20 protein-coding genes are annotated in these 20,224 nt (G+C 71.3%); 6 read left to right on the plus strand and 14 right to left on the minus strand.

The genetic code is table 11. The features are described from left to right. Positions 1–19: 19 nt before the first annotated feature. Positions 20–457 carry a VOC family protein gene (locus AB0B94_RS09290; protein WP_357270587.1) on the plus strand — a complete coding sequence of 146 codons (438 nt, stop codon included), beginning with the start codon at positions 20–22 and terminating at the stop codon, positions 455–457. A gap of 32 nt (positions 458–489) precedes the next feature. On the opposite strand, the gene AB0B94_RS09295 is transcribed toward AB0B94_RS09290, so the two are convergent. From AB0B94_RS09295 to AB0B94_RS09310, 4 genes are all read right to left on the minus strand, one after another. After that, a complete protein-coding gene (locus tag AB0B94_RS09295; RefSeq protein WP_357270590.1) occupies positions 490–1,695 on the minus strand; it encodes a hypothetical protein in 1,206 nt (401 codons plus the stop codon). Positions 1,696–1,845: 150 nt separating this feature from the next. After that, positions 1,846–2,970, minus strand: a complete 1,125-nt coding sequence (locus AB0B94_RS09300; protein ID WP_357270593.1) for an epoxide hydrolase family protein — start codon at positions 2,968–2,970, stop codon at positions 1,846–1,848. Between the two features lie 143 nt (positions 2,971–3,113). After that, positions 3,114–3,647 carry a hypothetical protein gene (locus AB0B94_RS09305; RefSeq protein WP_357270596.1) on the minus strand — a complete coding sequence of 178 codons (534 nt, stop codon included), beginning with the start codon at positions 3,645–3,647 and terminating at the stop codon, positions 3,114–3,116. Between the two features lie 45 nt (positions 3,648–3,692). Beyond that, complete coding sequence (locus tag AB0B94_RS09310; protein WP_357270599.1) at positions 3,693–4,844, minus strand: hypothetical protein; 1,152 nt, start codon at positions 4,842–4,844, stop codon at positions 3,693–3,695. Positions 4,845–5,012: 168 nt separating this feature from the next. On the opposite strand from AB0B94_RS09310, the gene AB0B94_RS09315 reads away from it, so the two are divergent. Further along, positions 5,013–6,554 (plus strand): gluconokinase, encoded by a 1,542-nt coding sequence (locus tag AB0B94_RS09315; RefSeq protein WP_357270604.1) that lies wholly within the window; start codon positions 5,013–5,015, stop codon positions 6,552–6,554. A 19-nt stretch (positions 6,555–6,573) separates the two neighbouring features. On the opposite strand, the gene AB0B94_RS09320 is transcribed toward AB0B94_RS09315, so the two are convergent. Further along, positions 6,574–6,858 (minus strand): antibiotic biosynthesis monooxygenase, encoded by a 285-nt coding sequence (locus AB0B94_RS09320; protein WP_357271026.1) that lies wholly within the window; start codon positions 6,856–6,858, stop codon positions 6,574–6,576. Between the two features lie 155 nt (positions 6,859–7,013). Here AB0B94_RS09320 and AB0B94_RS09325 point away from each other — a divergent pair, with 155 nt between their 5' ends. Then, positions 7,014–8,381 (plus strand): serine hydrolase, encoded by a 1,368-nt coding sequence (locus tag AB0B94_RS09325; protein ID WP_357270608.1) that lies wholly within the window; start codon positions 7,014–7,016, stop codon positions 8,379–8,381. A gap of 7 nt (positions 8,382–8,388) precedes the next feature. On the opposite strand, the gene AB0B94_RS09330 is transcribed toward AB0B94_RS09325, so the two are convergent. The 8 genes from AB0B94_RS09330 to AB0B94_RS09365 form a co-directional block, all read right to left on the minus strand. After that, complete coding sequence (locus tag AB0B94_RS09330) at positions 8,389–9,162, minus strand: hypothetical protein (protein ID WP_357270611.1); 774 nt, start codon at positions 9,160–9,162, stop codon at positions 8,389–8,391. Positions 9,163–9,215: 53 nt separating this feature from the next. After that, a complete protein-coding gene (locus AB0B94_RS09335; RefSeq protein WP_357270614.1) occupies positions 9,216–9,974 on the minus strand; it encodes a MerR family transcriptional regulator in 759 nt (252 codons plus the stop codon). 50 nt (positions 9,975–10,024) lie between these two features. Then, a complete protein-coding gene (locus AB0B94_RS09340) occupies positions 10,025–12,280 on the minus strand; it encodes an EAL domain-containing protein (protein WP_357270617.1) in 2,256 nt (751 codons plus the stop codon). 316 nt (positions 12,281–12,596) lie between these two features. Further along, positions 12,597–12,959 (minus strand): zinc-ribbon domain-containing protein, encoded by a 363-nt coding sequence (locus tag AB0B94_RS09345; protein WP_357270619.1) that lies wholly within the window; start codon positions 12,957–12,959, stop codon positions 12,597–12,599. Positions 12,960–13,002: 43 nt separating this feature from the next. After that, positions 13,003–13,872, minus strand: a complete 870-nt coding sequence (locus tag AB0B94_RS09350) for an SRPBCC family protein (RefSeq protein WP_357270622.1) — start codon at positions 13,870–13,872, stop codon at positions 13,003–13,005. After that, positions 13,865–14,422: a helix-turn-helix domain-containing protein gene (locus tag AB0B94_RS09355; protein ID WP_357270626.1), complete on the minus strand. Its 558-nt coding sequence runs from the start codon at positions 14,420–14,422 to the stop codon at positions 13,865–13,867. Before AB0B94_RS09355 ends, AB0B94_RS09350 begins: the two co-directional genes overlap by 8 nt. 101 nt (positions 14,423–14,523) lie before the next feature. Beyond that, positions 14,524–15,867, minus strand: coding sequence for a class I SAM-dependent methyltransferase (locus AB0B94_RS09360; protein ID WP_238666557.1), 1,344 nt, complete (start codon positions 15,865–15,867; stop codon positions 14,524–14,526). Next, a complete protein-coding gene (locus AB0B94_RS09365) occupies positions 15,864–17,261 on the minus strand; it encodes an FAD-binding oxidoreductase (RefSeq protein WP_238666558.1) in 1,398 nt (465 codons plus the stop codon). The genes AB0B94_RS09360 and AB0B94_RS09365 overlap by 4 nt, the downstream gene beginning before the upstream one ends. 93 nt (positions 17,262–17,354) lie before the next feature. Here AB0B94_RS09365 and AB0B94_RS09370 point away from each other — a divergent pair, with 93 nt between their 5' ends. Genes AB0B94_RS09370 through AB0B94_RS09380 form a run of 3 tightly spaced genes read left to right on the plus strand, consistent with a single transcriptional unit; the run spans position 17,355 to position 18,899 of the window. After that, positions 17,355–17,825 carry a YbaK/EbsC family protein gene (locus tag AB0B94_RS09370; RefSeq protein ID WP_357270631.1) on the plus strand — a complete coding sequence of 157 codons (471 nt, stop codon included), beginning with the start codon at positions 17,355–17,357 and terminating at the stop codon, positions 17,823–17,825. A 37-nt stretch (positions 17,826–17,862) separates the two neighbouring features. After that, positions 17,863–18,147, plus strand: a complete 285-nt coding sequence (locus tag AB0B94_RS09375; RefSeq protein ID WP_357270634.1) for a DUF427 domain-containing protein — start codon at positions 17,863–17,865, stop codon at positions 18,145–18,147. A gap of 47 nt (positions 18,148–18,194) precedes the next feature. After that, complete coding sequence (locus AB0B94_RS09380; RefSeq protein ID WP_357270637.1) at positions 18,195–18,899, plus strand: RICIN domain-containing protein; 705 nt, start codon at positions 18,195–18,197, stop codon at positions 18,897–18,899. Positions 18,900–18,912: 13 nt separating this feature from the next. On the opposite strand, the gene AB0B94_RS09385 is transcribed toward AB0B94_RS09380, so the two are convergent. Beyond that, positions 18,913–20,217: an MFS transporter gene (locus tag AB0B94_RS09385; RefSeq protein ID WP_357270640.1), complete on the minus strand. Its 1,305-nt coding sequence runs from the start codon at positions 20,215–20,217 to the stop codon at positions 18,913–18,915. Between the last annotated feature and the right edge of the window lie 7 nt (positions 20,218–20,224).

Raw genomic sequence — 20,224 nt, forward strand, 5'->3', positions numbered from 1 at the left:
TGCCGTTAGGTTGAAGACCATGGAGCAGCGGATCAGCCTGATCACCTTGGGAGTCGCGGACGTAGCCCGCGCGAAGGCGTTCTACGAGCAGCTCGGCTGGCAGGGCCAGGAGGTCGAGGAGACGGTCTTCATCCAGGCCGGCGGCCTGGCTCTCGTCCTGTGGGGCCGCGACAAGCTGGCCGAAGACGCGGGCATCGACGACCCGGGCGCCGCCGGCTTCGGTGGGATGACCCTCGCCCAGAACGTCCGCTCCCGGGCCGAGGTAGACGAGGTGATCGCCACGGCGACCAAGGCCGGCGCGACGGTGACCAAGCCGGCCGCTGAGACCTTCTACGGTGGTTACGCCGGCTACTTCGCCGACCCGGACGGCCACCTGTGGGAGATCGCCTGGAACCCCGGCTTCACCCTCGCGGAGGACGGCACCCTCACCGTCCCCGACTTCAGCGCCATGAGCTGAGCAAACGCCAGACCGTCAGGCACGATCGCTGATCAGGGTGCCGGAGACGGGCAGAGCAGCGGGTCCAGCAACGGCAGTTGAAGAGGGTCCAGGCAGATCGCCAGTAGCCCCGGATCCGGCGAAGGCGTTGCCGTAACAGCCGGGGTCGGCGTCGGCGAGGCTGACACGACAGGCGGCGTCGGCAGGGCCGACGGGGGCGGGTCGGTAGTGGGGACCGGACCAGGCGTCGGCACCGAACTGGCCAACGGGGTCGGCACGACGGACGGCGCAACTGTCGGCGGCAGGGCCACCACGACAGCAGCTTCCGCCACTGTGGAGACAGTCGACGGCCGGATAGCCGGGACATGCGGCGGGCTCCATACCGCACTGTCGGCCGAGCCAACCCGTGACCTGGGTGCCGCCGGCCCGACGGGACCGATCGGAACGAGCGCCGCCCCGGCCCTTGGCAGGTCCAAGGCGACGATCTCCGCCGACGGCACCGGCCCGCGAGCCCCCCACGCGCCAGGTCCCAGAGCGCCCGGGCCGAGCGTCACGAACACCACGGCCGCGACGGCGGCAGCGCCGAGCGCCCGCCGGTCGGGGCGGACCGCCGTCAGCGGCGCGTCGTCGGGGTCCACCAACACAACTGGCGCAGGCGGGGCGGCCCGGTGTGCTGCCCGCAGCGCGTCGACCTGCGCGACGACGGTGGCGCGATCGTCGGCAGCCGCGAGGGTGAGGTAGAAGCGGAAGTTCACCACGGCACCCGCCGGGACCAGCAGCCCATCAAGTCGACTGCGGTCGGGCAGCAGGGTGACCGGGACGTCGGGGTGGTGGGCGGGGCCGACCAGGTCGGCGTACCGCCATTCGCGCCGGTGCTCCCGACCGCCGAAGGCCACCCGTCGGCTGGTCACGACGGCCATGCCCGTCTCGACGGCGCGCAAGCCCGCCGGTAGGGACTCGGAAGAAGCCTCGGCGAAGGAACAGAAGCCGTCCGGCCTGGGTAGGCCGGGGATGTGTCGCGCCTCGGCCTCGACGAGCGTGGCGACGGGGAGGACGCGGAAGACGAGTTCGTCGTCGTCGAGGTCCACCGGCAGGCCGGTGCGGGGCTGCGTACACCCGAGGAAGCTGGCGGCTTCGATGCGGAGCCGGGCCAGGTGGTCGCCGCGGTGCCGCCAGGCGTCGGTGGCGTCGCGGTACGCGCGCTGCCGGCGCTCGTTCTCGCGCTCGGCCCAGGCGATCCGCCAGGGGGGACAGGACACAGACGTCACGGTCACACGCGGTACAACCGCTCACGTACGTGACAGGCAACGCCAGCCGGATCGATGCATCCCGTTGCGCCCGAAAGGAGAGAATTTCCGGCAGCGGCGGAGCCGACCACGCTGGGCTCGGCTCCGCCGCCGCGCATCGCCCTACAGCGAGGTGAAGAACTGCCTCATCTCAGTGGCCAGCAGATCCGGCTCCTCCAGCGGCATGAAGTGCCCACCCCGGCCCGGCTCGCTCCAGTGCCGGATGTCGGTGCAGGCCCGCTCCGCGATCGAGCGAGGGAAGTTGGCCTGCGCGGGTTCGGTGCTCACCGTGAACGCGGCCGGCACCGTGATGTCGGGTCGTGGTGTGTTGTGGTCGAAGTCGGCGTACTGCCGGAACGACGAGCCGATGGTGCCCGACACCCAGTACAGCGTGATGATGGTGAGCAGGGTGTCCCGGTCGACGCTGTTCGCCAGGTCACCGTGGTTGTCGCTCCAGTCGCGGTATTTGTCGACGAGCCAGGCGGCCAGCCCGGCGGGTGAGTCGGCGAGCGCCGCCGCGAGAGTGTCCGGGCGCGTGCCCATGATGGCGCTGTAGCCGCCGTCGGTCTCGTCGTACGCGGCTTCGGCGTCCAGGTACGCCTGCTCGGCCGCCGACAGTGGGCGGGCGTCGAAGCTGGCCGGAAACGGTGGATGGATCATCTGGATGCCGGCCACCCGCTCCGGATAGAGAGCGCCCAGCCAGCCCGTGACCACTCCCCCGACGTCGCCGCCGAAGGCGCCGTACCGCTCGTAGCCGAGCACGTCGGTCATCAGTTCGTGCAGGGTCCGAGCCAGCAGCGCCCGGGTCACCGGCTCGTTCGGGACCTCCGAGAAGCCGAAGCCGGGCAGTGACGGCACCACCACGTCGAAGCCGCCGCCGGCAGGGCTGGTCAACCGGTCGACCAGGGGCAGCATCTCGATGAAGCTGCTGGGCCAGCCGTGGCCGAGGATCAACGGCAACGGCGCGGGCGTACCCGCCGGGCGCGCGGCCCGGACGTGCAGGAAGTGCAACTTCCGGCCGCCGACGACGGCCAGGTGCTGGGGGTACGCGTTGAGCTCGGCTTCGCGAGCGCGCCAGTCGTACCCGTCGTGCCAGTAGGACACCAGGTCCCGCAGGTAGTCGGGGTCGACGCCGCCCTGCCACGGCTGGTTGCCGCTGCGGTCGGTGAATCGGGTACGGGCCAGTCGGGCCCGTAGGTCGTCGAGAACCGCATCGGGCACGTCGATGCGGAAGGAAGAGAAAGACATTGGTCCTCCGGAAAGGAGGGCACTCCCCGACGCGAGAGGTCAGCTGAGGGGGACGGCGGAGAGGAGCGCCCAGGAATGACGGTGGATGGTCACCGGGCTCACCTCCTCTCGTGGCTGACGAAGATCACCGTACCTGACGGTGATCAGCCGGCTCGCCGGCGGTACGGCTGCGGGCCGTGGGTGGGGAAGCGCGACTGGGTACGCGGCGGGTACGCCTCGCAGTGCTCGGCCCAGTGTTCGGCGGCGGTGGCCAGGGCGTCAGCGGAGACGGTGAGGATCAGCGGGTAGATCGCCGTGGACGGCCGGCGCATCCACGGTGGCAGTGACTCGGCGGAGAACTCCACGATCAGCTCCAGCCGGCGGCGGCGCAGCACCCGGCTGCGCAGGGCCAGGTTGGGTTCGGTGAAGCGGACCATCGCCGGTGGCGCGCTCAGCCCGAGTGCGGCGGTGGCCTGCCCGTGCAGCCAGCCGCCGAGCGCGCGGGCCTCCTCCACCATGAGGCTCGGGTAGTGGTGCGACCAGGTCTGGCCGTCGGCGGTGCGGGCGTCCACCTCGATGAGCAGCCAGTCGTGCCAGCCGGACGTGGCCCCGTCGAGGTCGTCGGGCGGGTCGATGCCGGGCTGGTAGCCGACGGGGCGTACCCGCACCCGAGCGCCATCGTCAGACCGGATCTCCACTCGATCATTCTGGCCGAGCGAAGCGGACTTCAGACCCTGAATCGGTCACTTTGTGATGGTTCGCCGCACGCCCTGGTGCTCGGCGCAGGCGTTGGCCCGGCCGCCGGCCAGGCTGACCGAACCGTCGCGGCACTGCACGAGGTAACCACGACCGGCCCAGAACTGCGGTACGCAGTCGAACCAGTCGCACACCTCGGCGGCCGGTTTGCGGATCCGCGTGCCGCCGCAGAAGCCGTACCCCAGTGGGTTCTCCGGTCCACCGCAGCGCGGGCGCTGGGTGGCGCTGGGCGACGGGCGTGGTGACTGTGTCGGCTTCGCCGGCGGGGTCTTCAGCGCGAGCGCCGGGCCGGCCTGGCGGATCAGCGCGGGCGTCGCGCTGGTGGTGGGTGCCGGGGTGGCGGCGACGGCGACCTCCGCGCCACCGGTCGGGTCGGACGGGTCCGACTCGATCAGCGCCGCCGGCACCAGTAGGGCGATGGCCGCCGCCACCGCGATGGTCCGGCGGCCACCGGGCACCAACGACGACAGCCGGGCCTGCCCGGGAGTGGCCGCGGCCGGCCGGAACGGCTTGAGCTGGGCGTGCTCGGCGATCAGCTCGTCGAGTTGGGCGATCACCGCGGCGCGCTGTTCGATCGCGTCGGCGAAGGCCAGTGTGAGCTTGAACCGGAAGTCCGTTGTCGCGTCGGCGGGCAGCAACAACCCGGAGGTGCTCCGTCGGTCCAGCACCTGGATCAGGGTGACGGGCGCCGCCGGGTCGTGGGCCAGGCCGGTTATCCGGCCGTACGCCCAGTCGCGCCGGCCCCGCCCGCCGAGCAGCACGAGCCGACGGCTGGTGATCACGGCCATGCCGGCGTCGGTGACGCGTACGCCGTCCGGGCGGCGCGGGCGCAGTTGCCCGGTTCGCGGGGCGACAGTGAGGTCCGGCGCGGGCAGCACCGTGCTGTGCCGCACCTCGACCAGTTGCGCGGCGGGTAGCGCCCAGAGCACCACCTCGTCGGCGGCCAGCTCCAGTGCCAGCCCCACGCCGGCGGCTGCCGAGCCCTGGAAGTCGGCGGCGAGGGCGCGTAGCCGCCGTAACTCGTCGTCGCGTCGCCGCCACGCCGCCTCAGCGCCGCGGTACGTGCTGACCCGCCGCACGTTCTGCCGGTGCGCCCACCGGTACCGCCAGGTGGAACCCGTCGAATCAGTCTTCGCCACGCCGACTCCTTCGCCGCGCTGGCCACCAATCTGGGGTGTCACGAGGTTTAACAGGTCCGGCGCGCCGCACGGACACGCCGAAACGGGCGAAGTACCCGATCGGCGGAGCAACCAGCACGATAGGGGGATACTGATGCGGACATTCATGTTTCCGAGGGGGTGACGGTCGTGCCGCAGGTCACGCTGCCCGGGGTCGTGATCGGGGTCGACATCGGCACCACGAGCACCAAGGCCGTCGCGTACGACACCGACGGGCGGCAGCTCGGCAGTCACCTGGCCGACTACCCGCTGAACAACCCGCAACCCGGCTACGCCGAGCAGGACGCGCAGCTCATCCTCGACGCGGTGCTCAAGTCGATCAGCATGGTCGTGGCCGAGCTGGTCCAGCCGGTGGCCGGGCTGTCGTTCGGCTCCGCCATGCACAGCCTGATCGGGTTGGACCGGGACGGCAATCCGCTCACCCCGTCGGTGACCTGGGCCGACTCGCGGTCCACCCGTCAGGCCGAGCGGTTGCGGGCGGTGCCGTCGGGGCTGGCCCTGCACCGGCGTACCGGCACGCCGATGCATCCGATGTCGCCGCTGCCCAAGCTGCTCTGGTTCGCCGAGCAGGAGCCGAAGCTCTTCGAGCGGGTGTCGCACTGGGTGGGCATCAAGGACTGGGTGCTGCTGCGGCTCTGCGGCGTGCTGGTCACCGACCACTCGATCGCCTCGGCCACCGGCCTGCTCGACATCCACGAGCTGGAGTGGGACCGCGAGGCGCTGACCATCGCCGGCATCACCAGGGAACAGCTCCCACAGCTTGTCGCCACCACTGCCGTGCTGCCCGCGCTGACCCCGCAGGCCGCGGCCGAGACCGGCCTGCCGGAACGCACGCCGGTGGTGGTCGGCGCGGGCGACGGGCCGCTCGCGAACCTGGGCCTGGGCGCGGTGCACCCCGGCATGGTGGCCTGCTCGATCGGCACCAGCGGGGCGATGCGGGTGATGGTTGAGCGGCCCGGCGTGGACCCGCTCGGCGGGGTGTTCTGCTACGCGCTGACCGAGCATCGCTGGGCGGTGGGTGGCGCGATAAACAACGGCGGCATCGTCCTCAAGTGGGCCGGCGCGGCGCTCGCACCGGACCTGGGCGAGCACTCCGAGGAGGAACTGGTGGCTGTGGCGGCCCGCGCGCCGGTCGGTTCGGGTGGGCTCATCATGCTGCCGTACCTGCACAGCGAACGGGCACCACACTGGAGCGCCCTGCCGCGCGGCGCGTACGTGGGGTTGACCCACGCACACCGCCGCGAGCATCTGGTGCGGGCTGCGTTGGAGGGCGTCTGCCAGCAGCTCGCGCTGGTGCTCAGCTCGGTGCGCGCGGCAGGCAACGAGGTCCGGGAGGTTCGGGCCGGTGGCGGCTTCGCCCGCAGCGGCCTGTGGCGGCAGATGCTGGCCGATGCCCTCGGCCTGCCGGTGAGCTTCCCGGCCGCGCACGAGGGGTCGAGCTTCGGTGCGGCGCTGCTCGGCATGGAGGCGCTCGGGCTGATCCCCAGCATCGACGTCGCCGCGGACCTGGTGCGAATCGAGGAGACGGTCCGCCCCGACCCGGCCGCCGCCGCCACCTACGCGGCGCTGCTGCCGCTCTTCGCCGAGCTGTACGAGGCCCTCACGCCCACCTTCACCTCGATCCGCCGGATGGCGCCCGGCCTGCCCACCGACCCCGAACCGCAGGCGTGAGCGGTGCCGGCCCGCCGGATCAGGGCGCTTCGACGGCGGCGATCAGGTAGCGCCGCACGTCGGCGTCGAGGATTGCCACTTCCTGCGCGTCGTCCGGCCCGGAGCCGCGGAACGCGGCCAACTGTTCTGGTGACTCCCAGCGTTCGTAGACGTGGATCCGGCCGGGCTCCAACGGGTCGGCCGCCAGCAGGAAGTCAAGGCAGCCGGCGGTGGCGCGCGCCCGCGCGATGACCTGTTCGCAGTCGGACAGGTACGCCTCGCGGGTGCCCGGTTCGACCTGCAGACTGCCGGCGATGATCAACATCATGGACCTCCAGAGATGGGGTTGCTGATGAGCATGATGCCTGTGAGTCATCGTGATGTCTCTGTGTCATCACGCTCGTCAGGACATCGCCGCCCGGACGGGTGACGCCGGTCCCGCCGGTCTCACCAGCCTCCGGCGCTTCATATCGTGCAAACGTGAGGAAAAGCGACAAGAGGCGTTCATCTTCCCCGCTGGGGAACTCTGCCCGCGTACCCCTGAAGGTGCTGACGGCGGCGGTCGCGCTCGCGGTGCTCGCGACGACCGGGCCGGCCACCGCCGACGGCCCGGGCCGCGCGCCAGTCGCGGACCCGGCGCAGACCACCCAGCCGGGGTACGGGGTGGAGCCCGGCGACGGTCAGAGCCACGAGCCCGGGGTGGACCCCACGCCGGAGCGCCCGCCGACCAGCGAGGTGTCCTGGCTGTCGTTCCCCGGCGGGGTGTTCGCTGTGGACTCACTCGGGCACACGGTGCGCTACCGCGCCTGCGACGGCGACACCGGCCGGGTCGCCGACCCGACAATGCGGGTCGCCGCCGGGGTGGCCAGCGGGACTGTCGTGGTCGGAGGGACGGCCTACCGCTACCGGGTGCCGCTGGTGGGGCGCAGTGAGGGCACGCTGGAGGTGATCCAACGGCACCGCCCGCCGACGACGCTGACCGGCGTGGTGGTCACCAGCCCGCAGCCGCCCACCGATCCGGCCGCCGGGGCCCGACTGTTCCCGCTCAGCGGGCAGCTCGCCCGGGTGGTCGCCGACGCGAGCCTCAACCCGGCCGGGGTCACCGTCCGCGACCTGTCCGGCCGTTACGGCGACCAGCAGATCGCCGTCAACGGATCGCTGCGCCCCAAGGCGGCCAGCGTCATCAAGCTGTGGATCCTCGTCGAGCTGCTGCGTCGGGTCGACTGTGGACAGGTCCTCCTCGACGACGGTGTGCTGGTCACCCCGGAGGACGTGGTCGGCGGCACCGGCCAGTTGCAGTTCGAGACGTTCCCGCAGGTGGTCACAGTGCACCGGCTCGCCCAGTATCTGATCAAGTACAGCGACAACGTGGCCGCGAACGTGCTGATCACCTACCTGGGTGGGTTCGCCCCGGTCAACGCGCTGATCGACTCGATGAACCAACGGTCCACCATCCTGGCCCGCCGGATGCTCGACAGCGCGGCGGCCCAGCGCGGCGAGGAGAACTACACCAGCCCCGACGACGTGGTGTCACTGCTCGGCGCGATCTGGGACGGCGAGATCCTCACCCCCGCCTCCCGCGACCTGATGATCGGGTTCATGCGGGAGCAGACCCTGAACACGAAGATCCCGGCGGCGTTGCCACCCGGGGTGCCGGTGGCCCACAAGACCGGTGACCTGCCGGACGCCTCACACGACGTCGGCTACTACCTGATCCCCGGCACCGAGACCGCCGTCGCGTTCCTCACCGCCGGTCCCATGGCCACCGGCGACGAGACGGTCCGGCGGATGGCCCGCACCGTCTACGACTTCCTGGTCACCCCGGTCGCCGGGGCGGTCGAGGAGTGAGCCGACCTCAGGCGCCGGGGATGTTCGCCGGCGGGTCCTCGCCGACCAGGTCGGCCGCCGGCGGGTCCGCCGACACCGGCAGCCCGAAATCCGAGTACGTCAGGTCGAGCTGGGCGACCTCCGACTGCTGGCTGGCCAACTCGATGCGGTAGCGGACCAGCCGACCCTGCTCGTCGACGGCAGCGGTGAACGGCACTGCGGCGGCCCGGTCACCGAGCACACCGCCGACCCCGTCGCCCAGCACCGCGCCGCTGCGGCGCAGGTCCAGCGTGCCCGCGTACTCCCGCGCACCGGTCTGCCGGACGGCGGTCGCCGTGCTGAGCGTGCTGGCCAGTCTGGTGTTGTCCAGGCCCTGCTGGGCGGGGGGTGAACCCGGAGCGCCGACATGCCACCACGTCTTGCCGTCCCAGACCGGAACGCGCCGGTCCGGGGCGCTGATCCGCACGTAGACGTCCGGTCCGGTGGTCAGCCGTTCGATCTTCACCTCGCCGGTGGGCACCTTCAGGGAGGTGGTCTCCAGACCACGCTTCGCCTTCGGATCCCAGAGGACCAGCGTGGCGTCCCCGCCCGTCGTCCCGCCGCTGCTCAACGCCAGCCTGTAGGTCTGCTGGTCGACCTTTCCGGCTGCGGCACTGAGCACGCCGATCGCCTCGGTCGGGCCCGCCGACGCCGCCGGGCGACCCTCATCGGGTTCGTCCCCGGTGGTCACGAACGCCCACACCCCGGCGGCGACGGCCACGGCGAGGATGACACCAGCGGCGATCAGCTTCGGTTTCTGCACTGTCATCTCCCCCGGGCGGTGCGGTCCGGCCAGACTAGCCGGACCGCCCCTCGTCACGCCCGGCTGATCGCGTTGGCGTGGATCGCCTCGTGCAGATACGCGGCCAGCCCCGGCGCGATGTTCTCGTAGTGCGCGGTGAACCGCTCGTCGGCCAGGTACATGTCGGCCAACCCGGTCTGCATCTCGTACGAGCACTCGTAGAACCAGCGGCTGATGAGCTGCCGGTGCTCCTCGGCCAGCTCCATCGCCTCCGGGCTGTCCGCCGGCGCGCCCGAGGCCATCAGCGCGACGATCCGCCGACCCCAGTCCTCGTTCTCCGCCTTGTTCCGCAGCCAGTCGTCCTTGCTGTAACCGGCGACCCGCCGGTTCGACTCCCGGTACGCGTCGGTGTCGCCCCAGCGCTGCTCCGCCTCGGCCTGGTGCTCCTCCGGGTCGAAGTCACCGAAGACCTCGAACCGCTCCTCCGGCGTGAGTTGGATGTTCATCTTGCTCGCCTCCATCGCGAACTCGATCGCCGTGACCATCTCCTGCAACCGCTTGAGCCGTACCGTCAGCAACTCGTGCTGCCGGCGCAGGTGCGCGGCCGGATCGGCCGCCGGGTCGTCGATGATCGCGGTGATCTCCTCAAGCGGGAAACCCAGCTCCCGGTAGTACAGGACGAGTTGCAGCCGTTGCAGGTCCGCGTCGTCGTAGCGGCGGTAACCGGCCGAGGTGCGCCCGCTGGGCGAGAGCAACCCGATCTCGTCGTAGTGGTGCAGCGTCCGCACCGTCACGCCGGCCACCTTCGCGACCTGACCCACCGTGTACGCCATGGTCCCCCTCCCTTCCGGGAACCAGGCTCCTGCCTGCCGCTACGTGAGAGTCAACTCCGATTCTGGCCCACCATCGCGGGGCCGTCCGGCCGCCCGTACAGATAGCCCTGGCCTCGTGGGCAGCCGATCGCGGTGACCGCCTCGTGCTGACGCTCGGTCTCCACCCCCTCGGCGACCACCGCCAGATCGAACGCGCCGGCCAGACGGGTGACCATCTCGACAGTGGCGTACGCCCGGTCGTCGGTGCCCAGCCGGGCCACGAACGACCTGTCGATCTTCAGCTCGGTGGCCGGGATGCGGTGCAGGTAGCTCAGCGACGAGTAGCCGGTGCCGAAGTCGTCGATCGCGATCCGGATGCCCAACTCCCGGAGCTGGTGCAGCCGCTCCAGCACCGCCTCGGTGCCCTCGATCAGCGCCGACTCGGTCAGCTCCAGGGTCAACGCCCGTGGTGCCAGCCCGGCGGCGCTGGTCGCCGCGGTGACAGTGGCGATCAGGTCCGGGCGGCGCAGGTGCGCGGCGGCGATGTTCACAGCGACTGTCGCGTCCGGCGCTCGCCCCCGCCAGGTCGCGGCGGCCCGGCACGCCTCGTGGATCACCCACCGGTCGATCGGCAGGATCAGCCCGGTCTCCTCGGCCAGCGGCAGGAACTTCGCCGGTGGCAACATCCCCAGCCGGGGGTGCCGCCAGCGCACCAACGCCTCGGCGCTGCGTACCGCGCCGGTGGTCAGGTCGACGATGGGTTGGAACTCCAGGTGCAGCTGGTCCTCGTCGACAGCGCGACGCAGGTCGGCGATCAACTCGGCGCGGGAGACCGCCGACTCGCGCAACGTCGCCGTGCACGTGCGGTACGCGGACTTCCCGGCCGCCTTGGCCGCGTACATGGCGATGTCGGCGTCGCGCAGCAGGTCGCTGTGCGAGGCGTGCTGGGGGCCGTACTCGGCGATGCCGATGCTCGCCGACGGGTGCACCCCGACGTCCTCCTCGTCGTCGGAGGGCCGCAACGCGTCCAGCAGCCGCTCGGCGAGCCGTTCGGGTGACACCGGCCGGTCCCCGTCGACCAGCACGGCGAACTCGTCACCGCCGAGCCGGGCGATGGTGCCGTCGCCGTTCACGGCGGTGTGCATCCGGGCCGCGAGCCCGGTCAGCAGAGTGTCACCGGTGGCGTGCCCGAACCTGTCGTTCACCTGCTTGAACCCGTCCAGGTCGAGCAGCAGCACCGCCACCGGCCGCCCGTGGCGCAGGGCCAGGCGCAGCCGCCGGTTGAACAACAGCCGGTTGGGCAGCCCGGTGAGCTGGTCGCCGTACGCGAGCCGGCGCAGCCGGGCCACCAACCGGAGGTTCTCGTTGGCCGCCAGCCCCTGCCGGACGGCGAGGGCGGCCAGCAACACCATCATGGTCACGAACACCAGCTGCGGGGTCTGCCCGGTGGGCCGGCGGGCCAGCACCACAGCGATGATCGCCCCACCCACCGGCAGGTACGGCAACGCCACCCGCCACCAGGGCGGCAGCGGCGACTCGGCGGTGTCGTCGGTGCCGTCGCAGTCCGGTGGCGGCGGGTTCCGGGTGGCCAGGCCGATCAGCAGGTAGCTCAACGGCCAGCACAGGTCGATCGGGTGCCCGGCGGTGTAGTCGGCGCGGGCGACGAGCGACACGTAGACGACGTCGGCGACGACCCGCAGGGTGAGGCTCGCCGCCAGGACTGTCATCGGCCGCCACATCGGCCGGGCCGGCCCGGAGACCGCGACCAGGATGGTGAGCTGCATCAGGTCGAACATCGGGAAGAGCAACCCCAGCGTGCGCGCCGGGTCGGCCAGCTCGGCGGCGGCCACCCCACGGAAGACCAGCACCCAACCGATCGGCACCAGGGCCAGGGCGACGATCACCCCGTCCAGCAACGTACGCGCCCGCCCGACAGTGGTCCTCGGTGCGGACGGCGAGCTGAGCAGCGCGGCAGTGCCGGTGAGAATGCCGGCGGTGAAGACCACCCCGACCACCGGCGTGTGCGGCAGGTCGCCGCCGACGAGCCGCTGCACGGTCCAGATCGCCCGGCCGGTCGCGGCGAGCGCCATGGTGAGGGCGAGCAGCATCCAGAACCGGCGCAGCGGCGCCGGATGTCGACGGGCCACCCCGACGCACGCGAGCGTCGCCCAACCGGCGACCAGCATCGCGCCGATGTCGCTGACCAGCGCCGCGCCGGGCAACGCGGCGACCAGCCAGCCCGCCTCCAGCAGGATGACAGCAGCCGCGACGAACACGCCGGCGGGGTTGAGCGTCCCCGCAGCCTGCTTTCCGTCCTGTCGGGACACGGTCGCTCCGGCTCTTTCGTCGTGCGTGCACCCTCGGCGGCGCCGGTCCACGGCAAACCCCGAAAGCCTAACCAGCGCTCAGAAACGCCGCCAGGGCCGAACGTGCACCCCCGCTGCGGCTCGCGCCTCTGGTCAGCGGCCCGCGGATCGGTTCCAGGGTGAACGGGGCAGTGCGGTGCCGGCCAACGGGCGGCGTGCGCGGCGGCGTCTGCGTCGGCCAGGGGTGCAGGGCGGGCGGGCGACGGTGTGCACTGCTACGTCGGCGGAGGGCGTCGGCCGGCCGATCAGCCAGCAGAGGAAGCGTTCCATCGTCGGATCAGCCGACCGGGAGGCGCTCGACGTCGGACTTGGCAATCTCGTACTCCGCCCCGCAGAACGTGCACTGCTGCGCGTACCGGGTGCGGATCGGAATGAGGGGGATGAAGAAGAGCGTGAATTTCGTCGAGCGGCGGGTGATCACCTGCGCGGCCTGGTTGCCGCAGTGGCGGCAGACCTGCTGCACGACACCGGACCGGTCGACCTTGGTACGCAGACCAAAGATGAAGAACATCGCCCGCCAGTACCCACTCGACAGCGAAAAGTCACCAGATGCCGCCACCGGATCTCCGAAGATCGGACCCAGATACACAAGATCGTGCTCGATCCAGGATGTGGTGGCCTCCTGGGTGAACGAGGCCACTACATCCCTGATCGAGCACGATCAAGGCGAGGTGATCAAGGCGTCAGCTGGACGCCGCGGGCTCCAGGCCGGGAATCTCCTCAGAGATCCAGATCGGCTGCCAGTTCGGCACCTCGTGGAAGCGACGCAGCTCGAACAGCCCGGCAACCGACCCGCTCCACGCCCCGTACGGGGGGTTGGCCTCGTCGAAGCCGCTCTGCACGAAGGTCAGCGTGGTCCGGCCACCGGACTCGGCCAGCTCCCAGCTCGTCACGCCGGTCGGCCCCCAGTCGACGGACATCCGGCGGCCGGGCTCCAGGTCGACGACCTTGGCCGCGTAACCGGTCTCGAAGCCGCCCATGGCGTACCGGCCGCCGACCCAGGGCTCGATGCCGATCGGGTAGCCGAACCAGGCGCTGGCCTGCTCGGAGTCGGTCAGCGACTCCCACACCTTGTCGGCGGGGGCGGCGATGACCAGCTCACCGCGCAGATCGGCGGAGGTGAAGTCGGTGCGGGGCAGCAGTGGCTTGCCCTCCACGTGGGCGGCCAGGTTGGCGATGGACAGCGCCCAGTAGGTCTGGAGCACGCCACGGATGGTGGAGCCGCTCATCGCCTCGGCGAAGTCGAAGTGGCTCTGGATCAGCGTCAGCACCGTGCTGTCGGTGCCCTCGGCGGTCAACTGGAACTCGGTGGTGGTTTCCACGCCGTCGAGCAGCCAGCCGAAGCGCAGCGTGTCGTCGTCGACGTGCAGCAGCCGCTGGTGCGGGGCGTCGCCCTCGGGCGTGTAGCGACCCCAGAACTCGTAGCGCTGGGGCAGCTCGACCTCGGCGTGCTCGGCCAGCCAGAGACGCAGCTCGGCCGGGTCGGTCAGTGCCTGGCGCACGCGCCCGACGGGCGCGGAGAGACGGGCCTGGACCTTCATCGGCTCACTCATTGTCGTTCCCTTTCGGATAGCAGGCGACGGCCAGCTTGAAGGCATCTCCTTCGCTGCCGCCGTAGCGGGTGAACAGGTCCTGAAGTGCGGTTTGCAGGTCGTGCAGGAACTGCTGTCGAAGCTCTGCCGGCACCCGGATCTCGCCGGAGACCCCGATCGAGGGCAGCTCGGGCGCCGCCCGGTCCAGGCCGGCGATGTCGGCCTGGACCTCCTCCATCAGGTCGAGCAGGTAGCCCAGGCTCAGTTCGTCGCGGGCCCGGCGCAGGCCGATCCGGCCGACGAGCCGTGGGGAGAGCCAGTAGGACCGGGCGGCGGCCTGGTAGATGCCTTCGGTGATGCCGCGGACCTTGCGTTCGCTCACCAGCTCGACGAGGCCGGCCGCGACGAGCTGCTTGACGTGGTAGTAGACGCGCTGTGGCGTCTGGTCGAGTCGGGCCGCGACCTCGGTGCAGGTGCGCGGCTCGGCCAGTTGCCGCAGCACTTCGACGCGCTGCGGCTTGAGCAGGACTTCGGCCTGCTCGATCTGCTCCAGGTACAGGACATCTCTCATGGCAAAATCAGTTTGTACGTACAAAACTTCTTTGTCAATCGCTTCGCGAGAAGCCGCGCCGACTTTTTTCGACGCGGCCTCAGGCGACGGTCAGCAGGTGATCAGGGCAACCAGTCCGGTCGCAACGGGTAGCCGCTCACGCCGTTCGGGCCGTTGTGGGTGGCCAACACCTGGTGCAGTTGGATGCCGTTGCGCTCGAACGCCATCCGCGACCCGGCCATGTAGAGCCCCCACACCCGAGCGGTGCCCGCGCCCACCTCCGAGACGCAGTAGTCCCAGTGCTCAACCAGGTTGCGGCACCAGGCGGCCAGCGTCAGCGCGTAGTGCTGACGCAGGTTCTCCTCGTGGTGCACCTCGAACCCGGCGTCGTGCACCTCACTGATCAACCGGCCCGGACCGGCCAGCTCACCGTCCGGGAAGACATACCGGTCGATGAACGCGCCCGAGCGGTGCGGCGCGCGATTGTCCGCCCGGGTGATGCAGTGGTTGAGCAGGCGCCCGCCCTGCCGCAGCCGGCTACGCAGCGCCCCGAAGTAGGCAGGGTAGTTGCGCACCCCGATGTGCTCGGTCAACCCGATCGAGGAGATGGCGTCAAACTGCTCGGCCGGCGCGTCCCGGTAGTCCAGGTATCGCACCTCCGCCAGCTCGGTCAACCCCTCCCGCTCGATCGCGGCCTGCGCCCACTGCGCCTGCGCCTTCGACAGGGTCACCCCGAGGGCCTTGACGCCGTACTCGCGGGCGGCGTGGCGCACCATGCCACCCCAGCCGCACCCGACATCCAGCAGCCGCATCCCCTTCTTCAGCGCCAGCTTGCCGGCGACCAGGTCGTACTTCGCCGCCTGGGCCTGCTCCAGCGTGTCGTCAGGAGATCGGAAAACCGCGCAGGTGTACGTCATCGACGGGCCGAGCACCTTCTCGTAGAAGGCGTTGGAGACGTCGTAGTGGTGCGAGATGGCGGTGCTGTCACGCACCCGCGAGTGCCGCAGCCCGTTCATCACCCGCTTCCAGCGGGGCTGCGCCTCCTGCGGCGGTGCCGGTGGCGGCATCAGCCGCTCCCAGCCCAGCCCACGAACCAGCGCCAGCCCCTCGGCCAGCGACGGTGGGCGTAACCGCAGCTCGTCCTTGAGCACCCGCAACGCCTCGTACGGATCACCCGGGTGCACGCCCTGCAACGCCAGGTCACCACTGACGTACGCCCGGGCCATGCCCAGGTCGCCGGGTGCGGTGAGCAGGTACGACAGCCCACGCTCGGATTGGATCGCCAGGGTGATGCCGGCGTCGGACGGGCCGACGGCGCTGCCGTCGTACCCGGTGATCCGCACCGGCAACGGCCCAGTGGTGACAGCGCGGACGACATCCGCGACCGTCGGACCCGTGTGCCGGCCCCCCGCCGGTGGGGTGGCGGGGACGCTCGCCGCCCCCTGATCTCTGTCGGTCAGGCTCATGCTCGTGCTACCGCCTTTTCGTACAGTCCCGTCAGCCGGTGGTCCGGGTCGTAGCGGTCTTTCACCGCGCGCCACGTGTCGCCGCCGTAGAGGCGATCGAAGGCGTCCCGGTCGTAGTACGCGTCGGAGTAGAGCGACTTGTGCCCGCCCGACTCCGACACCCTGCGTTCGATCGTGCGGTTGACGTCGCCGTCGGCGGCGCCCGGCGCGATCGGCACGCTCCCCCAGAACCCGATGTTGACGTAGTCCTGCCCGGGCCGCAGCGGATACAGCGGCCAGGACCGCGCCGAACCGGGCCCCGCCGGCTCACGCAGTCGCAACGGACACAGCCACACCGGGTTCATTCCCACTGCGCCGGCGAACCAGCGCAGGAAGTCGGCAGTACGGTCCAGCGGGATCTCCACGTCCTGCACGACCCGTTCCCGGGCCGGTTGCCCGCGCAGCCGGTCGATCCGGGCCGCTACCTGATGGCGATGCTCCAGCCGGACCAGTCGGTGGTAGAAGTCGCTGCGCCGGTAACGCGCCGGCCAGAGCCTGCGCACGACAGGGTGCTGCGCACCGAACGCCGACGAGCACCAGAACCAGTCGGTGTCCCAGCGCCACAGATAGTCGTACGCGGTGAGCACGTCGCGGGTGCGCTGGCGCAGCGACCTGTAGTAGATCGCCTGACCGGTGTAGTCGCTGGGCGGGTCGGCCACGTCGGTGAACGTGGCGAAGACCAGGTACGCCTCGCCGGGGCTGAACATCACTCCGTCCATGGCGTCCACCGGTTCGCCGGCCCAGGACCGGGTGGCTGTCACCTCCGCTATCGCGTCGGTCAGCGCCTCCAGTTGGGTGAACCGGACGTTGCGCAACGCCACGTACCGGCCGACCGGTTGCAGCTCGATGCGCAGCCGGGTGGCGTAACCGAGGCTGCCCAGCGAGTTGGGGAACGCGGTGAACAGGTCGGCGTGCTCGCCGTCGGGCCGGGCGGTGATGATCTCGCCGGAGCCGGTGAGCACGTCCAACTCCTGGACGGACTCGTGCGGCAGGCCGTTGCGGAACGAGGTCGACTCGATCCCGAGGCCGGTCACCGCGCCACCGAGCGTGATGGTGCGCAACTGCGGCACCACGAGCGGCATCAGGCCGTGCGGCAGCGTCGCGTCGACCAGGTCCTCGTAGGTGCACATGCCCTGCACATCGGCGGTACGGCCAGCCGGGTCGACCGACAGCACGCCGTTCAGGCCACTCACGTCGAGCCCCGGAGTCCGGGGAGCGGACCGGGGACGGAACAGGTTGGAGGTGCGTTTGGCCAGCCGGACAGGCTCGCCCGTGGGCACCGCGGCGTACGACCGCCGCAGCGTGTCCACCGCTTGATCATGGTCAATCGGTTGATCCACACGCTCAGCGCGCATGTGATCACCTTACGCTCGCCGTTTGGAAACCGTGGGATGTCGGCGGTGGCAGTTTCCCGTCCGGTGGCAGGTCCGACGGCTACCGTGGCGGGCATGCCATCGCCAGCGATCACCGCCCTGGACGCCGCCCAACTGCCGTATCGGCTGGTCAGCCACGGTGCGGTCGGCAGTCTCGCGGAGGCTGCCGCCGCCCGGGGCGTGGCCGTTCCCGACGTGGTCAAGACGATCGTGGTCCGGCGCGGTGAAAACGATCACCTGTTCGTGCTCACCCCCGGCGACCGGGTCATCTCCTGGCCCAAGCTGCGCGCTCTGCTCGGTGTGCACCGGCTCTCCATGCCGGACGCGGCCGGCGCCCTGGCCGCCACCGGCTACGAACGCGGCACCATCACCCCGTTCGGCGCGAGCACCGCCTGGCCGGTGGTCGCCGACGAGCGACTGCGCGGCCGGGAGATCACCCTTGGTGCCGGCGAGCGCGGTCTCGCCATCGCGCTCGACGCCGACGCCGCGATAGCCGCCCTCGACGCCACAGTGGCCGACGTCACCGACGCGCAGCCCACCCGCTGAGCGCTGCCGGAGCGGCGGCGCGGCCTACTGTTGGGACATGCCAAAAGCTTTGTGGAACGACCTGGTCGTCGCCGAGAGCGACGACACCGTGCTGGTGGAGGGCAACCACTACTTTCCCCGCTCCGCCCTGCGCCAGGACCTGATCCGCGAGTCCGCCACGCACACCGTCTGCCCGTGGAAGGGCACCGCCTCCTACTACTCCCTCGAACACGAGGGCAGCACCAGCGAGGACGCGGTCTGGTACTACCCGGAGCCCAAGCCGGACGCCGAGATGGTGCGTGACCGGGTGGCGTTCTGGAAGGACGTCCGGGTCGTCGACTGACGACGCCGACTGGCCGCGGCCGACGGTAGTGGGTGAGGATGGCCCGTATGTCCGCGCCCGAGGAACGCCCCGACCCCGCCGGCACCGTCTACGGCGGCCGTCGACGGGCCGCCCGTTCCGGCCCGCTCACCGACCCGCTGCTGCGGGTGGCGCTCGGGGTCGGGCTGGTGGGGATACTCCTCGGGGTGGTCTTCGCGACCGGGCTGCTCGGTGGCGACGGCGAGCCGGTGGTACCGGCCACTGTCGGCGCGACGTCCAGCACGGCGCAGGCCACCACCCCGGCGGCCGAGCCGAGCCCGACCCCGTCGGTCGAGTCGTCGCCGACGCCCTCGGCGGCACCGACCAACGGGCCCCGGGTGCTGCGGGTCGCGTCCGGGCTCTGCCTGGGGCTCGACGGCGACGACAAGGAGGCGGGGGCCGAGTTGGCCGTCTGCACCGGCGGGCCGGAGCAGAAGTGGGTCGTCAACCCGGCCGGCACGGACCTGGTGACGCTGACCAACGCCGCCCATGGGCAGTGCCTCGACGTCGAGGGCGGCAGCACCGACGACGGCGCGCGGTTGCTCCAGTTCCCCTGCCACGGTGGGGCCAACCAGCAGTGGCGGCTGGCCCCCACCGGCACCGGACCGGTGCTGCTGGTGGCCGCGCACAGCGCCAAATGTGGGCAGGCCGACGACGACGGCGACGAGCCCGACGACGAGATCCGGCAGCGCGCCTGCGACGGCCGCCCCGCCCAGCAGTGGACCCTCGGCTGACAGTCCGAGCCGCTCAGCCCCGGAAGCTCCAGGCCCGCGGCGCGGTCGCGGCGACCAGCACAGCCTCCGATACTCCTCGGCCCGGTCGGCGGCGCAGCAGCAACGACAGCCCGGCGGCGCCGATCGACAGCGCACCCGCCACGTACCAGGCCATCGCGTAGTCGCCCAGCCGGTCCCGGACCAGGCCCGCGCCGGTCGCGGCGACCGCAGCGCCGAGCTGGTGCGCGGCGAACACCCAGCCGAACACCACAGCCCCGGCGCTACCGAAGTACTCCCGGCACAGCGCCACAGTCGGCGGCACGGTGGCCACCCAGTCCAGGCCGTAGAAGACGATGAACACCAGCATGCTCGGCTCGGCGGTGCCGGAGAAGAGGCTCGGCAGCACCAGCAGCGACAACCCGCGCAGCGCGTAGTACGCGCCGAGCAGCAACCGGCTGTCCACCCGGTCGGTGAGCCAGCCGGAGGCAATCGTGCCGACGATGTCGAAGAGCCCCACCAGGGCGAGCAACCCGGCCGCTGTGGTCTGCGCCATGCCGTGGTCGTGCGCGGCCGGCACGAAGTGCGTACCGACCAGGCCGTTGGTGGTCGCGCCGCAGATCGCGAAGCCGCCGGCCAGTAGCCAGAACGGTCGGGTCCGGGCCGCGGTGGCCAGCGCGCCGAGCGCCCGGGTCGCCGCGCCGCCGGTCGGCGGCGAGGCCGCGACAACAGCGGTCGCCCCGTAGGCGGGCAGGCCGAGATCCGCCGGGTGCTCGCGCAGCAGCCACACCACAAGGGGTACGACAGCCAGCGCCGCCCCTGCCACAACGAGCGCGGCGGTACGCCAGCCGTGGTCGCGTACCAGGATGGCGATCAGTGGCAGGAACACCAGTTGCCCGGCCGCGCCGCCCGCGGTCAGCACCCCGGTGACCAGGCCCCGTCGGTGGACGAACCAACGGCCGGTGACGGTGGCCACGAACGCCAGCGCCATCGAGCCGGTGCCCAGCCCCACCAGCACACCCCAGCAGAGCAGGAGCTGCCAGCTGGCGGTCATGAAGACCGTCAACCCGCTGCCCGCGGCGACCAGCAGCAGCGCGACCGAGACCACTCGGCGAATGCCGAACCGGTCCATCAGGGCGGCGGCGAACGGCGCGGTGAGCCCGTAGAGCAGCAGGTTGACCGAGACGGCCGCGGAGATCGTGGCCAGGGGCCAGCCGAACTCCTCGTGCAGCGGGTGCAGCAGCACCGATGGGGTGGCGCGGAAACCGGCCGCGCCGACCAACGCCACGAAGGCGACGGCGGCGACCAGCCAGGCGGGATGCAGACGGCGGTTCTTGGTCACCTGACAA

This window comes from Micromonospora sp. NPDC048986, assembly GCF_040649335.1.
In the GTDB taxonomy this organism is placed as follows: Bacteria; Actinomycetota; Actinomycetes; order Mycobacteriales; family Micromonosporaceae; genus Micromonospora; species Micromonospora alfalfae.